Source organism: Pseudomonas sp. B28(2017) (assembly GCF_002113025.1).
Lineage (GTDB): Bacteria > Pseudomonadota > Gammaproteobacteria > Pseudomonadales > Pseudomonadaceae > Aquipseudomonas.
Genome location: NZ_NEJH01000013.1, coordinates 95,167 through 109,512, shown reverse-complemented (window position 1 = coordinate 109,512; position 14,346 = coordinate 95,167). Strand labels below are relative to the sequence as shown.

General features: G+C 61.0%; 11 protein-coding genes. 9 read left to right on the top strand and 2 right to left on the bottom strand.

Annotated features, from left to right (window positions below; all coding sequences use genetic code 11):
- Window positions 1–32: 32 nt before the first annotated feature.
- The gene (locus CAF65_RS24405) at window positions 33–782 is read right to left on the bottom strand and encodes an SDR family oxidoreductase (RefSeq protein ID WP_085718574.1); all 750 of its coding nucleotides are present in this window, start codon (window positions 780–782) and stop codon (window positions 33–35) included.
- Between the two features lie 59 nt (window positions 783–841).
- On the opposite strand from CAF65_RS24405, the gene CAF65_RS24400 reads away from it, so the two are divergent.
- On the top strand, window positions 842–1,837 hold the full coding sequence (locus CAF65_RS24400) for a LysR family transcriptional regulator (RefSeq protein ID WP_256578722.1): 996 nt from the start codon (window positions 842–844) through the stop codon (window positions 1,835–1,837).
- A 150-nt stretch (window positions 1,838–1,987) separates the two neighbouring features.
- On the opposite strand, the gene CAF65_RS24395 is transcribed toward CAF65_RS24400, so the two are convergent.
- Window positions 1,988–2,275, bottom strand: a complete 288-nt coding sequence (locus tag CAF65_RS24395; protein WP_085718572.1) for a barstar family protein — start codon at window positions 2,273–2,275, stop codon at window positions 1,988–1,990.
- A 123-nt stretch (window positions 2,276–2,398) separates the two neighbouring features.
- Between CAF65_RS24395 and CAF65_RS24390 the strand changes: the two genes are divergently transcribed.
- The 8 genes from CAF65_RS24390 to CAF65_RS24355 all read left to right on the top strand — a co-directional run bounded on the left by CAF65_RS24390 (window position 2,399) and on the right by CAF65_RS24355 (window position 14,304).
- Window positions 2,399–3,829, top strand: coding sequence for an IS1182 family transposase (locus CAF65_RS24390; RefSeq protein WP_085718571.1), 1,431 nt, complete (start codon window positions 2,399–2,401; stop codon window positions 3,827–3,829).
- A gap of 1,004 nt (window positions 3,830–4,833) precedes the next feature.
- Window positions 4,834–6,144 (top strand): MFS transporter, encoded by a 1,311-nt coding sequence (locus tag CAF65_RS24385; protein ID WP_085718570.1) that lies wholly within the window; start codon window positions 4,834–4,836, stop codon window positions 6,142–6,144.
- A 23-nt stretch (window positions 6,145–6,167) separates the two neighbouring features.
- Window positions 6,168–7,397 (top strand): Zn-dependent hydrolase, encoded by a 1,230-nt coding sequence (locus CAF65_RS24380; protein WP_085718569.1) that lies wholly within the window; start codon window positions 6,168–6,170, stop codon window positions 7,395–7,397.
- A gap of 63 nt (window positions 7,398–7,460) precedes the next feature.
- Complete coding sequence (locus tag CAF65_RS24375) at window positions 7,461–8,486, top strand: histone deacetylase family protein (RefSeq protein WP_085718568.1); 1,026 nt, start codon at window positions 7,461–7,463, stop codon at window positions 8,484–8,486.
- Between the two features lie 233 nt (window positions 8,487–8,719).
- Window positions 8,720–10,624, top strand: coding sequence for a sigma-54-dependent Fis family transcriptional regulator (locus CAF65_RS24370; protein ID WP_085718567.1), 1,905 nt, complete (start codon window positions 8,720–8,722; stop codon window positions 10,622–10,624).
- Window positions 10,624–12,342: an ABC transporter ATP-binding protein gene (locus tag CAF65_RS24365; RefSeq protein ID WP_085718566.1), complete on the top strand. Its 1,719-nt coding sequence runs from the start codon at window positions 10,624–10,626 to the stop codon at window positions 12,340–12,342. The genes CAF65_RS24370 and CAF65_RS24365 overlap by 1 nt, the downstream gene beginning before the upstream one ends.
- Window positions 12,332–13,009, top strand: coding sequence for a S8 family serine peptidase (locus CAF65_RS24360; protein ID WP_085718565.1), 678 nt, complete (start codon window positions 12,332–12,334; stop codon window positions 13,007–13,009). The genes CAF65_RS24365 and CAF65_RS24360 overlap by 11 nt, the downstream gene beginning before the upstream one ends.
- Complete coding sequence (locus CAF65_RS24355; RefSeq protein WP_085718564.1) at window positions 13,006–14,304, top strand: lycopene cyclase family protein; 1,299 nt, start codon at window positions 13,006–13,008, stop codon at window positions 14,302–14,304. Before CAF65_RS24360 ends, CAF65_RS24355 begins: the two co-directional genes overlap by 4 nt.
- Window positions 14,305–14,346: the final 42 nt, after the last annotated feature.

Below are 14,346 nucleotides of genomic sequence, written 5' to 3'. Positions count from 1 at the left end.
GCAGATACTCCTGATCTTTGCTGAGGGGGGAGTTACACCAGACGGGCGCCGCCATCGATGTTGAGCACTGCGCCGTTCATGAAGGTGTTGGCCATCAGGAACACCACGGCATTGCCGGCCTCTTCGGCGGAACCCAGGCGATGCAGGGGCAGGGCTTGTTCGAGGGAAGCGACAAACGCGTCGCGGCCATCGCCCAGCGCTTTGCCGAGAATCGGCGTGTTGATCGGGCCCGGAGACAAGGTGTTGACCCGCACCGGTGCAAGCTCCAGCGCCATGCCCCTGGCCATGGCTTCCATCGCGGCGGAGGCGGCGGCCAGCACTGCGGTGCCATAGGCGTTCGGGCGGTCGGCGAGGTTGCCGGAGATGAAGGTGATCGAGCCGTTCTTCGACAGTTTTTCGCCCAGTGCCCGGATGGCATGAATAGACGCCCAGATACGCTCTTCAAATGCACGGCGCAGGTAATCGATTTCCGCCTCCATCACCCGACCCGCCACGAACGTACCGGCCAGCAGGACCAGATGGTCGACGTGGTCGATGTCCGCGACTGCCGAGTAGATGCTTTCACTGCGAGTGACGTCGGCAGTGCGCCATCCGGCCAGCCCGTGTTCCTCGGCCGCTTGCTGTGCACGCTCGGCGTTGGAGCCGATCACGATGACCGAAGCGCCTGCCGTTTTTGCCTGAATGGCGGCCGCGAGGCCGATGCCGGAAGTGCCGCCAAAAATGACGACGCGTTGGTCCTGAAGGTTTGAAGACAGTGCCTGGGCGAAAGAAGTCTGATGCATGTTGATCTCCCTGAAACGCCGAAGTGGCGTTCGATGGAGAAAGACTAAGGCTTGCCCGTTTGTTTGATAATTGGGCTGAAAGTCGCTTTACTAGTGCCATGAAGGCACAAGTTGGATTGGATCGTTTGACAGGGCTCATCGCGTTTGCGCGAGCTGCATCTCTGGGCAGCTATACGGCGGCGGCGCGTGCGCTGTCGGTTTCTCCCTCTGCGGTGAGCAAAAGCGTGCAGCGCCTGGAGGAACATTTCGGGCTGACTCTGTTCACGCGTACCACACGTTCGCTGACCTTGACGCCCGAGGGGCGCGACCTCTTCGAACGCGCCATGCGCATCCTGCACGAGGTCGAGGGCATCGATCAGGCAGCCGTTGCTTCCCGTGCCGAGCCTTCCGGCACTCTGAAAGTCACGGCTCCACTTCCAATAGGTCTGAACATCCTGGCGCCTGCGCTTCCCCGGTTTCGCGAACGCTACCCCAAAGTCAACGTGGACCTGCGCCTGGGCGATCAATACTCGGACATCATCGAGCAGGGCATCGACATCGTCATCCGGGTCGGGAACCTAGTGGACTCACGCTTGATCAGTCGACACCTCGGCCCGAACCGCACCGGCGCATTCGCCTCGCCGCATTACTTGGCGCGCAGGGGTACTCCTCATCATCCCCATGAACTCAGCAAACATGAGTGTGTGAATTTCCGTTATCAGAGTTCAGGTCAAGCCTTGAGATGGGCTTACACCGAGGGCGGGCGATCGCTTGAGGTCATACCGGAACCGGCGATCACCATCGACTTCAGTGATGCGGTGGCTGCGACCCTGGCGGCGGGTGGAGGTATCGGCATTTCGCCGAATTACGTGGCGGCGCCTTATGTCACGCGAGGCGAGTTGGTGCCTGTCCTGCCGCAATTTGTGATGGCGCGATTTCCGATTACTGCGCTGTGGCCGGAGAGTCGCCGGGGCAGCCCTAATGTGAAAGCGTTTCTTGAGTTTCTTGCGGAGGTTTTTCCTTCGCCTGCGCCTTGGGATCGGGTGATTGCTGAGCGTATGCCTACATTTGATTGAGTGGCTGCTTCTGGCCCAGAGTGTGTAAAAACAGATGGTGCAGCCAGCCACGGCAGTGAGCCAAGGATCTCACTGCGGGATCTACTGAAAATTTTCCTGAGGGAGGCTGGCGGTTTACGTGGCCCGGCCAAATGTCGGCCTAAAAATCGCTTAGTCGAACTCCACATTTGGTGCGAGTTCTGGATACTCGATCTTCATGTCTTCAAGGATTTTTTGCATCAGCTTCGCATCCCTCGGCAAACGTCTGGATAAAGTATTCCACCCTGAAATTTTCATGAGTATGGGCATTTCAACAAGCCCCGTAATCGCGTCCCAGAAAGCATCCCAATTACAGCCGTACCAGTCAGGGAATCCGAGTGCATCTTTCAAGATGGAATGGAGTTCGTCAGAACTCATCACCTCACTCAAGTCAACCTTTACAACCTGTAAGCGGGCCATCGTAAGCACCTCAAAAATTGTTCGCCCGTAAAAGGGGTAACTTAAGTTCGCCTCTGTCAGTGAGGCTATGCCGCTATACACCTTTGCTATGATTTTCCGAGGTATTTAACTCAGGAATCGTCAATGAAGCGCTTCATTCAAGGCGAACATCGCGGCCAAAGCACCTTACTTCCTGAGAGCCTTGACGACTACGTCAGCGATACCAATCCGGTGCGCGTAGTCGACGTGTTCGTAGATGAACTCGACCTAGCCAAACTTGGTTTTGACGGTGTCATACCGGCAGAGACAGGGCGCCCAGCTTATCATCCCGCGATCCTGTTGAAGATTTACATCTACAGCTATCTGAACCGGATTCAGTCGAGTCGACGCCTCGAACGGGAAGCCCAACGCAACGTCGAGCTGATGTGGCTGACCGGCCGTTTGATGCCAGATTTCAAAACCATCGCGAACTTCCGAAAAGACAACAGCAAGGCCATCCGAGGAGTCTGCCGCCAGTTCGTTGTGCTGTGTCAGCAGTTGGGACTGTTCGGAGAAAATTTGGTCGCCATCGACGGCAGCAAATTCAAGGCAGTGAACAATCGTGACCGCAATTTCACCAGCACCAAACTGAAGCGGCGAATGGAAGAAGTTGAATCGAGCATCAACCGTTACCTGACGGCACTCGATGCTGCTGATCGGCAAGAACTTACAGTCTCAGAGCCCAGCGCCGTGCGGCTGGAAGAGAGAATCACCAAGCTGAAGGCGCAAATGAAAGAGCTTCAAGCGATCGAAGTCCAGCTCAACGAATCGCCGGATAAACAGGTTTCACTGACCGATCCAGACGCCCGTTCCATGATGACGCGCGGAACGGGAATCGTCGGCTACAACGTGCAAACGGCGGTCGATACCCAGAACCATCTGATCGTTGCTCATGAGGTCACCAACTACGGTTCCGACCGCGATCAACTCAGCTCGATGGCGAAGCAGGCTCGCGATGCCATGGCGTCAGAAGCGCTGGTGGTGGTAGCTGACCGAGGTTACTTCAAGAGTGAAGAAATCCTTGCTTGTCACGACGCGGACATCACTGCCTACGTACCAAAGCCCATGACTTCAAGCGCCAAGGCGGATGGTCGATTCAACAAAGATGCTTTCGTTTATGACGCAACGAAAAACGAATACATCTGTCCGGCGGGAGAGTCGCTGCCCTGGCGCTTCTCCAGTATTGAGAAAGGCATGAATATGCTCTGTTACTGGAGTTCGAAATGCCAGAGCTGCGCACTGAAAACGCAGTGCACACCAAGCAAAAATCGTCGAGTAAGGCGCTGGGAACATGAAGCGGTGCTGGAGGAAATGCAGCGTCGGTTGAATCATGCACCGGACATGATGCGAATCCGAAAAAGGACGGTTGAGCATCCCTTCGGGACGCTCAAACAATGGATGGGCTCAACGCATTTTCTGACGCGCAAACTGGTCGGGGTAAGCGCGGAGATGAGCCTGAATGTACTCGCCTACAACATGAAGCGGGTTATGAACATCATCGGTACAGCAGACCTGTTGAAGGCGATGGCGGAGTAAAGCCTCGGTTTCCTCAGCTCCAGAAGGCGCTAAACCGCTCCATAACCGCTTTGGAACGTCAGTAATGCTTATCGCGGCAAACGCTTGGGCAATCGCATCGCCCATGAACGTATGCTTGACGCAATAAAGATACGAAAGCGTTTTTACACACTCTGGGCCGTTTTCTGCCCGTTACCACAGACAGCTTTGGCCGTTCTCTGCTGCTAATGACTCCACGAATCTTGCTGGTCAAACATGGAGCATATGACTGATCAGGTTAAGGCAAGCGGGGGCATACCCGTGCAATTACCCAACTGTGATCTGAAAATGGTCGAAAGCAACACTCTCATGCTCTGAGGATTTAATTCAAAGCATCTGGTCAAGTCCCATGCAAACAGCTGGTCAGGTCCGATGCAAATAGGTGGTCACATGCAACGCAAACGGGTGGTCAAGTAGGGTGCAATTTCGCAGTTGTGGATGTTGTTGTTTGTCGCCGCTGTCGTGCACGGTGTTAAGAATGCTCAGTTCGCGGACTATATTCTTGAAATGATCATAGTCTTCGCGACTTCAACCATAACCTGCTGGTTGACGGCGCGTTTTTTCTTGCCTGAAATGAACGTGATTAAGCGATGAGACAGAAACACAAATAGGCTTAAAGGGGATGCCATTTAGCTAATCTGTTGCGTCGATCGGTTGAATCCACAGCTGTGATTCAACCGGTCGATGCAACTGCTCGTCGTCTCTTTCTAAATTCCCACCTGAGCACTCTCCGTCCCTCTAGGCGCACCAGCACATTTTAGAATCTGGTGACGCCGTTTGACTGTCTGCTGAACGCCTACGCGTTGCACGTCGCGTCCAATTGCTGCTGCTCTCGATTATAAGTTGAAGTAATACTTCAAATAATAAATAGAAAATTGACTAATCATGGTCCTGAAACGAAAAATCATCCCTAGACCGGTGCCGTCAGAGCGCCGCGGATTTGCCGTTTCTCTCCTGCCAGAAAAATAACCAAAGGAGTCCACCCCATGAAGCCTCCCGCTTCGTCCCAGCCGCGCCGTGCGGCAGCCGCTGCCTTCATTGGCACGATGATCGAGTGGTACGACTTTTACATTTACGCCACCGCCGCCGCGCTGGTGTTCGGCGCGCTGTTCTTCCCCTCCGACGACAAGCTGTTCAGCACCATGGCCGCGTTCGGCACGTTCGCTGTGGGTTTCTTTGCGCGGCCGTTGGGCGGGATTGTCTTCGGCCATATCGGTGACCGCATCGGGCGCAAGAAGTCGCTGATCATCACTTTATTGATGATGGGTGTGGTCACGGTGTGCATCGGCTTGCTGCCGACCTACGCGCAAATCGGCGCCGCGGCGCCGGTGCTGTTGATTCTGCTGCGCATCGTCCAGGGCATCGCCGTGGGTGGCGAGTGGGGCGGGGCGGTGTTGATGGCCGGCGAGCATGCACCGAAAGGTCGGCGCAATTTCTTCGCTTCGTTTGCGCAATTGGGCAGCCCGGCGGGTTTGATCCTGTCGCTGCTGGCCTTCAGTGCGGTCACCCGTCTGCCGGAAGACGCCCTGATGAGCTGGGGCTGGCGCTTGCCGTTCCTCGCCAGTTCGCTGTTGCTGCTGGTGGGCCTGGCGATTCGCCTGGGGGTGAATGAGTCGCCGGAGTTTCTTGCCAGCCGCGAACAGGCCAGCAAAAGCCAGCGCAAGGAGCAGGCGCCGGTCATGGAGGTGCTGCGCACCGCGTGGCGTCCGCTGCTGTTGTGCATCGGCGCCAACACGCTGGGGATCGCCGGGGTGTATTTCACCAACACCTTCATGATCGCCTACACCACACAGCAACTCGAACTTCCACGCTCCCTGATTCTGGAGTGCCTGTTCTTCGTCGCGATCATCCAGTTCTGCATTCAGCCGCTGGCGGCCTGGGTCGCCGAGAAGATCGGCGCGACCCGCTTCCTGTGCCTGGTGTCGCTGCTGGCCATGGCGTCGCCGTACCCGATGTTCGTGCTGGTCAGTTCGGCCCAGGCGCCGTTGATCATCCTTGGCATTGCGTTGGCGGTGGTGTGCATGGCGTCGTTCTATGCAGTGATCGCCGGCTATGTCAGTGGCATGTTCGAGACCCGCGTGCGCTACACAGCGATTTCCCTGGCGTACCAGATTTGCGGTGCGGTGACCGGTGGCCTGACGCCGTTGATCGGCACCCTGCTGGCGCACAGGTTCGCCGGCCAGTGGTGGCCGATGGCGGTGTTCTACAGCCTGATCGCCGCGACTTCGCTGCTGTGTGTCCTGTCCCTTGCCCGTCGCCATGCCAGCGCTGAACGCGTCGAACTGGCCCGCGCTTAATCCTGATTTTCCTGGAGTGACTCATGTTGAAGATTAATGGCGAACGCCTCTGGGCGAGTCTGATGGCGATGGCCGAAATCGGTGCCACCGCTCGTGGCGGCAGCTGCCGCCTGGCCCTGAGCGACGAGGACAAGGCCGGTCGCGAACTCTTTGCCCACTGGTGCCGCGAAGCCGGCATGACCCTGAGCGTGGATGCCATCGGCAACCTGTTCGTCCGCCGCGCCGGTTCTGATCCGGATGCCGCGCCGGTGATGATGGGCAGCCACCTCGACACCCAGCCCGAAGGCGGGCGGTTCGATGGTGTGTACGGCGTGCTCGCCGGCCTGGAAGTGGTGCGCTGCCTGAACGATCTGGGTATCCAGACCCGCAAGCCGCTGGAGGTGGCGGTGTGGACCAATGAAGAAGGCGCACGCTTCACCCCGGCGATGTTCGGCTCGGCGGTGTTCACCGGCATCATGGCGCTGGACGCTGCGCTGGCGGTGCGCGACATCGATGGCATCAGTGTCGCCGAGGCGCTGCAACGTACCGGCTATGCCGGCGAGCGCCCGCTGGGCGGCGCGGTGGATGCGTATTTTGAAGCGCACATCGAGCAAGGGCCGATCCTCGAAGACAACGCCAAGAGCATCGGCGTGGTCAGCGGCGGCCAGGCGATTCGCTGGCTCGACGTACGGGTCGAAGGAATGGCGGCCCACGCCGGCACCACGCCGATGCCGCTGCGCAAGGATGCCTTGTACGGAGTGGCGCAGATGATCCAGGCCATTGAAGGCCTGGCGGCGGACTTCGCCCCCGAGGGCCTGACCACGGTTGGTGAATTGAGCATCAACAAGTCGTCGCGCAACACCATTCCGGGTCTTGTGAACTTCACCGTCGACCTGCGTCATCACCGTGATGAAACCATCGAGGCGATGGAGCAACAGGTCCGTGCGCGGCTTCAGGCCATAGCCGACGATCGCGAATTGCAACTGACGATCACTCCGCACTGGATCAGCCCGGCGACGCCGTTCGACGCTGATTGCGTGGCGGCGGTGCAACAGGCTGTGGATGCGCTGGGCTACGCTCAGCAGTCGATCGTCAGCGGCGCCGGACATGACGCGATCCATCTGGCGCGGTTCTGCCCGACGGCCATGGTGTTCATCCCGTGCGTGGGCGGCCTGAGCCACAACGAGGCTGAAGATGTGTTGCCCGAAGATGTGCGCCAGGGCACGGATGTGTTGCTCAATGCGGTGCTGGCACGCGCGGAAAAAGCTGAATAAACACAATCCCCTGTGGGACGCGGCCGGTTTCAAGATCCAGGTTAACTGACAGGTATTCACTCCATGCGCAGTTTTTTCCATCCCGAACAGTTGCTCCACCATCCACGCAGTTACTACTCCCGTGGCCTGATGCGTACGCCGCAGGAGGTGCCGGAGCGTGCACAGCGCCTGGTGCAGGCGTCCCGTGCGTTGGGTTTTACCGTTGAACAACCGGCCGATGCCGGTCTCGCTCCGCTGCTGGCGGTGCATGGCGCACCGTACCTGGCGTTCTTGCAGGAAGCCCATCAGCGCTGGAAAGAGATTCCCGAGGATTGGGGCGACGAGGTGATGTCGAACATCTTTGTCCGCGAGCCCAATGCCCTGCGCGGGATTCTCGCCCAGGCTGCGCGCTATCTCGCCGATGGCAGTTGCCCGGTGGGCGAGCAAACCTGGCGTTCGGCCTACTGGTCGGCGCAAAGCGCCATCGCCGGTGCCCAGGCGTTGCTCGAGGGTGAGCCGGCAGCCTATGCCTTGTGTCGTCCACCGGGTCACCACGCCCGGGCCGAAGCGGCGGGCGGTTTCTGTTATGTGAACAATGCGGCGGTGGCGGCCCAGGCGTTGCGCGCCGGTTTTTCGCGGGTGGCGGTGCTGGATACCGACATGCACCACGGGCAAGGGATTCAGGAGATCTTCTACGACCGTGATGACGTGCTGTACGTTTCGGTGCACGGCGATCCGACCAACTTCTATCCGGGTGTCGCAGGTTTTGCCGACGAGCGCGGTGTCGGTGCAGGCGAGGGTTTCAACCTCAACCTGCCGATGGCCCACGGCGCCAGCGAGGCGGATTTCCTGGAGCAACTGGATCTGGCACTGAGGGCGGTGACGGACTTCGGTGCCGAGGCGCTGGTGCTCTCACTGGGCTTCGACATTTTCGAACTGGACCCGCAAAGCAAAGTGGCGGTGACCCGCGCAGGGTTTGCCGTGCTCGGAGAGCGGATTCGCAGCCTTGGGTTGCCATGCCTGATCGTGCAGGAGGGGGGCTATCACCTTGAGAGTCTGGAGGATAATGCCAAGGCATTTTTTGTGAGCCCTGAGGTGTGGCAGTTTTGACTCTTCGGTGCCTGTGAAATCGCTTTCGCGAGCAGGCTCGCTCCCACATTTGGACGAGTTGAACGGCAAATTTGTGTTCAACGCCGACCATTGTGGGAGCGAGCCTGCTCGCGATGAACGATTACGCGGTCCACAAGCGCCGTAAGGCACTTGCCATAGCCCTTACGTTAACGTAAAGATTGCGGCAGGGCGCCAACGTATGAAGGCGCAGGGCGGATGACCCGGAGCGCTTGATGACGCTAATAAAAACAAACTCCCCCAAACTGCATCGCGAAGCCCGGCTGGCCCGGGAAAAGCTGCACCTGGAAGGCGAAGTGCCGGATGGCGTCCTGCGTGCGGAAATCGATGCCTCGTGGCGACGCAGCCTGAGCCATGGCGTGCATTTCAATGCCAAGCATGAGCTGGCGCTGGAATCGAGTGCCAGCCTTGACGTGCTGCTGGCCAGCAACCGCTTGCTGATCGACGCCGCGTTGCCGGCGATCGATTACCTGGCCGAGCGTCAGGGCAAGGAAGGGCTGATCATCCTGGCCAACTCCGATGCCACCATCCTCGCCGTCGAAGGCCGCGCCGACCGTCTCAAGGGCAGCGGCTTGCAGGACATCACCCTCGGCGCCTGCTGGAGCGAAGCCGTACGCGGTACCAACGCCCTCGGTACGGCACTGGTGGAGGCCCGGCCGACCCTGATCGATTGCGGCGAACATTACCTGGATCGTCTCAGTGATTTTTCCTGCACTTCGGTGCCGATCCATTGCCCCCAGGGCGATATTCTTGGCGTCCTCGACCTGACCCGCGAAGGCCCGCTCGGCCGCGCCCACGACAGCACCGCGCTGTTGGCGATGGCGGTCAGCCAGATCGAAAGCCGGGTGTTCAACGCCAGCTATCCGGACGAAATCGTCCTGGCCTTCCACAGCCGCCGGCAGTATCTGGAATCCCCGTGGCAAGGCCTGCTGGCCGTGAGCCTCGGCGGGAAGATCCTCGCGGTCAGTGCCCAGGCCTGCCAGTTGCTCCACGCCGAGCGCTCGGCCCTGGTCGGCCGGCGTTGCGAGGAGTTTCTCGGAGTCGATGGCCTGCAGTTGTTGGCGCGCCTGCATCAGGGCGGGGCCGGCAGCCTGCAAACCGCCAAGGGCGAATTCTTCTACAAAACCCTGCGCGCGCCGCAACGCTCAATCAACGTCGGCAGCCCGCCGCGCACGGTCACGAAACCGGCCAAGGCGCCACCGGACCTGGAAGCGCTCGCCGGCAGCAATACCCGCTACGCCCGTGCCTTGCGCATGGCCCGTCAAGGCCTGGCCAATGAACTGCCAGTTTTGTTATTGGGCGAAACCGGCACCGGTAAAGAGGTGATCGCCCGCGCCCTGCACATGGCCGGAGCGCGCTGCGAAAAACCCTTCGTGGCGGTGAACTGCGCGGCCATTCCCGAAGGCCTGATCGAGTCCGAACTGTTCGGCTATCGCGAAGGCGCGTTCACCGGTTCACGCCGGGGCGGCATGGTCGGCCGCCTGCAACAGGCTCACGGCGGCACCTTGTTCCTCGATGAAATCGGCGACATGCCATTGGCCTTGCAGGCCAGGCTGTTGCGGGTTTTGCAGGATCGCAAGGTCGCGCCGCTGGGGGCTGGCGAAGAGCAGGACATCGACGTCGCGCTGATCTGCGCCACCCATCGCGACCTCAAGCGTCTGGTGGAAGAAAAACACTTTCGCGAAGACCTGTTCTACCGGGTCAACGGCATCAGCGTGATGCTCCCGGCCCTGCGCGAACGCGAGGATTTCGGCGCGCTGATCAGTCGCATGCTGACGACACTGGGTGCACCCGCCGTGGTCCTGCACGACGATCTGAATCGCTTGCTCAGCGGTTATCACTGGCCGGGCAACATCCGCCAGCTGGAGATGGTCCTGCGCACCGCACTGGCGATGCGCGAACCGGGTGAAACCGTGCTGACCCTCGACCACTTGCCCGATAGCATGCTCGACGAATTGACCGCCAGCGAACGGCCCCAGGCCAGCAGCATCCGCGAAAACGAACTGGAGCTGATCCGCCAGTCCCTGGACACCCATCAGGGCAACGTCTCGGCCGCCGCCGACGCCCTGGGCATCAGCCGCGCGACCCTGTATCGCAAGCTCAAACAGTTGCGCTCGTGATGCAGCGCCTGATCGTTCGGCTGATCGACAGCCAGAACCCCGAGGCGCTGCAAGCGTCGCTGCGCTGGCTGTACAGCTTTGTGCGGCCCCATCGCCTGGCGATTGCCGGGCTGCTGGGTCTGTCGGTGTGCGCCTCGCTGCTGGTGCTGGTGCAACCCTGGCTGACCAAGCTGTTGATCGACGACGGCCTGCTGGCACGTAACTTCCCGAGGCTGGTCATGATCGCCGGGCTGATGATCGTCGCCGGGTTGTTGGGCACGGCGCTTTCGGGCATCAACCGCTACCTGCACACGCGCCTCTCCGGGCGCATGCTGTTCGCCCTGCGCGATGACCTGTATCGGCATTTGCAAACGCTGTCGCCGAGCTTTTACGGCCAGCGGCGCATCGGCGACCTGATGTCGCGCCTCGATGGCGATGTCGCGGAAATCCAGCGGTTCGCCGTGGACTCGCTGTTCTCGGCCGTGTCGAGCGTGATCGGCCTGGTGGTTGCCATTGCGATGCTGTTGACGTTGTCCTGGAAACTCTCGTTGTTGGCCCTGGTGCTGATTCCCCTCGATGTCCTCTGGCTGCGCTGGATGCGACGCAAGGTCGAGCGCGATGTACGGCAGTTGCGCGAGCGTTCGGCGGACATGTCGTCGTTCATGGTCGAGACATTGCCAGTCATGAAGTTCATCCAGTCCGCCGGCCAGCAGCAGCGCGAAGCACGGCGCCTCGAGACGCTGGGGCAGGGCTATATGAGCCAGTTGCTGCGCCTGCAAGTCACCGAATTTTTCACCCAGGCCGTGCCCGGTACGCTGACCTCGCTGTCCCGGGCCTGCGCATTCCTGATCGGCGGTTACTGGGTGGTGCAGGGCACCTGGCAGCTCGGTGCCCTGATTGCGTTTTCCACCTACCTGGGCATGGCCGTGGGGCCGGTACAGAGCCTGCTCGGGCTCTATGTCGCGATTCAGCGGATGACCGTCAGCCTGGGCCGGGTCATGGAATTGCGCGGCGAACAACCGACCGTGGTGACGCCCGCCACGCCACGCCCGATGCCCACTGGCGGCGATCTCTGGTTCGACAGCGTGCACTTCGCCCATCCCGGTCGCCAATCGACCCTGCGCGGCATCGAAGCGCGGATTCCCTACGGTTTGAAAGTGGCCCTCAGCGGCGGCTCGGGCGTGGGCAAATCCACCCTGATCGACCTGCTGCAGCGTCATCACGATCCGCAATCGGGCCGGGTGCTGCTGGGTGACGTCGATGTGCGCGAACTGGACCTGTTCCAGTTGCGTCGGCGTATTGCGGTGGTCAGCCAGGACATCGTGCTGTTTCGCGGCAGCCTCGCCGACAACCTGGCCTATGCGGTGCCGGACGCCAGCCGCGAGGCGATTGCCGAAGTGGCGCGGCTGGCGCAACTCGACAGCCTGATCGAGTCCTTGCCCGAAGGTCTCGACAGTCCGCTGGGCGAGCGGGGGCAGCAGTTGTCCGGTGGGCAGAAGCAGCGCATCGCGATTGCCCGGGCGTTGTTGCAGGACCCTTTGATTCTGGTACTCGATGAAGCCACTTCCGCGGTGGACGAAGCCACCGAGCGCGAAGTCATCGACGCCATCGACCGCTTGTTTGCCGGACGCACGCGCATTCTCATCAGCCATCGCCCTTCGACCCTGGCCGATGCCGATCTGCGTTTCGAATTGCTTGACGGCGTGCTGACCTCGAAAACGGTGCTGCATGAAACCTGAGTTGCGCATTGGTGTGGTGGACAGCGGCCATTCGGCGGCACAACGGGTGCAGGTGATCGCCGGTCGGCGTTTTTCATTGCTTGAAGACGGTCTGGCCGAAGGCGACTTGCGCGACGATCCGCTGGGGCATGGCAGTGCGGTGATCGAGGCCATCGGCCGGCGCGCCCCCTCGGCGCTGTTTTGCGTGGCCCAGGTGTTCGACCAGCGAGGCGTCACCAGCGCCTTGCAGATCGCCACGGCGATTGACTGGCTGCTGACCCAGGACGTGCGGCTGATCAATTTGAGCCTTGGCCTGCGTCAGGATCGCAGCCTGTTACGCGCGTCTTGCGCGGCGGCGGTGGCACGGGGCGTGCTGCTGTGTGCGTCGAGTCCGGCCCAGGGCGAAGGGGTGTTTCCGGCCAACTATCCGCAAGTGTTGCGGGTGACCGGCGATGCGCGGTGCGCCGAGCAGGAGTGGTCGTGGCTCAACAGCGACCAGGCGGATTTCGCCGCGTGTGTGCAGGGCACCTATCCGGGGCAATCCGGGGCGAGCCTCGGTTGTGCCGCGTTGAGTGGGCACATTGCCGGGTTCCTCGCCGAGCAGCCCGGCGCCAGCAATGAGCAAGTCATCGAGTGGTTGCGTGAACATGCCCGTTACCGTGGCCCTGAACGGCGATTCGGGCCATGACTGACATCGTCATTCTGGGGGCCGGACCGGCGGGCGCCGCAGTCGCGCTGGGGTTGCGGCGGCTGGGGCATGGCGTCACGCTGATCAGTGAATGGCGCCGGTTTGCGGCACTCGAAGGCGTGTCAGTGCGGGTGCTGGAAGCCTTGCGCAGCGGGGGCCTGCAGCACGCATTGGCGGATGCGGCGTTGCCGTCACAGCGCCAGGTCTCGTGGAATGGCCAGCAGCATGCGCAGAACGTCGAATACTTGCTCGACCGTCCGGTTTTTGACCGGGGCCTGCGCGAGGATTTGCGCCTGGCGGGGGTTGAGCTGATCGAAGGCCGGGTGTTGACGGTTCAATCATCGGCCAATGGCCATCGAATCGAAGTCGACGGCCGCGAACCGCTGCTCGCAGCATTTCTCGTCGAGGCCCGTGGGCGTCAGGCTCCGGCTGCCGGCAAAGGCTTGCGCGGACCCGAGACGGTCAGCTTGCTCAATCGCTGGCAGGGATCGCCAGGCAGTACCGCCAGCGCCGTGGAGAGCCTCGAGGATGGCTGGGCGTGGATGGCGCGGCGCGCCGACGGCCAGTGTTACTGGCAATGGACGGTGGACGTGGCCAGTGCCGGGTTGCCGGGCAAGGCCATGTTGCTCGATTACTGCCGGCAGCGGCGCCATGGTTCGAAGCTGGCCGCCGCATTTTTTGCAGGCCAGGCGGAATCTGATCTGCAACTGCACGCCCGCAGCAGCACGGCGATTCTGAGCCCGCAGGTGTGTGGCGAAAACTGGATTCGAGTCGGCGATGCGGCAATGGCCGTTGACCCGCTGTCAGGCAATGGCATTTTTCAGTCTTTGTCTTCGGCATTGCAGGCGCCGGTGGTGATCAACACGCTGCTGTGCAAGCCCGAACGAGCGGCGCTGGCCCAGCGTTTCCACCAACAGCGGGTGGAGCAGTTATTTTTGCGTTTTGCGCGGATCGGCCGGGATTTTTATGCCGATGAACAGCGCTGGCCGCAGCAGCCTTTCTGGCAGGCACGACGGCGCTGGCCGGATGCTGAGGTGGCCCATGCCGAGGCGGATTTCAATGCGCTGAGGATCGAGCGGGCGCCGGTGTTGCGTGATGGTCTGGTCGACGAGGCCGAGGTGGTGATCACGGCGGATCAGCCGTTGGGCATCTGGCATGTGCAGGGGGTTGAGGTGGCGCCGTTGGTGCGGCGATTGAAGCTCGGAGAGCCTGCGGCGCGTGTGTTGGCCAGGTTGACGGTGGAGCAGGGGCGGATGGTTCGCGGCTGGTTGTTGGCTCAGGGATTCAAACCCTGATATTTGCGGTGACAGGTCTGGCCTCTTCGCGAGCAGGCTCGC

What these genes read in the sequence shown, in the direction of transcription:
- CAF65_RS24390 (WP_085718571.1), top strand. Translation starts at nt 2,399, where the DNA reads ATGAAGCGCTTCATTCAAGGCGAACATCGCGGCCAAAGCACCTTACTT.
- CAF65_RS24375 (WP_085718568.1), top strand. Translation starts at nt 7,461, where the DNA reads ATGCGCAGTTTTTTCCATCCCGAACAGTTGCTCCACCATCCACGCAGT.
- CAF65_RS24370 (WP_085718567.1), top strand. Translation starts at nt 8,720, where the DNA reads ATGACGCTAATAAAAACAAACTCCCCCAAACTGCATCGCGAAGCCCGG.
- CAF65_RS24405 (WP_085718574.1), bottom strand. Translation starts at nt 782, where the DNA reads ATGCATCAGACTTCTTTCGCCCAGGCACTGTCTTCAAACCTTCAGGAC.
- CAF65_RS24380 (WP_085718569.1), top strand. Translation starts at nt 6,168, where the DNA reads ATGTTGAAGATTAATGGCGAACGCCTCTGGGCGAGTCTGATGGCGATG.
- CAF65_RS24355 (WP_085718564.1), top strand. Translation starts at nt 13,006, where the DNA reads ATGACTGACATCGTCATTCTGGGGGCCGGACCGGCGGGCGCCGCAGTC.
- CAF65_RS24395 (WP_085718572.1), bottom strand. Translation starts at nt 2,275, where the DNA reads ATGGCCCGCTTACAGGTTGTAAAGGTTGACTTGAGTGAGGTGATGAGT.
- CAF65_RS24365 (WP_085718566.1), top strand. Translation starts at nt 10,624, where the DNA reads ATGCAGCGCCTGATCGTTCGGCTGATCGACAGCCAGAACCCCGAGGCG.
- CAF65_RS24385 (WP_085718570.1), top strand. Translation starts at nt 4,834, where the DNA reads ATGAAGCCTCCCGCTTCGTCCCAGCCGCGCCGTGCGGCAGCCGCTGCC.
- CAF65_RS24360 (WP_085718565.1), top strand. Translation starts at nt 12,332, where the DNA reads ATGAAACCTGAGTTGCGCATTGGTGTGGTGGACAGCGGCCATTCGGCG.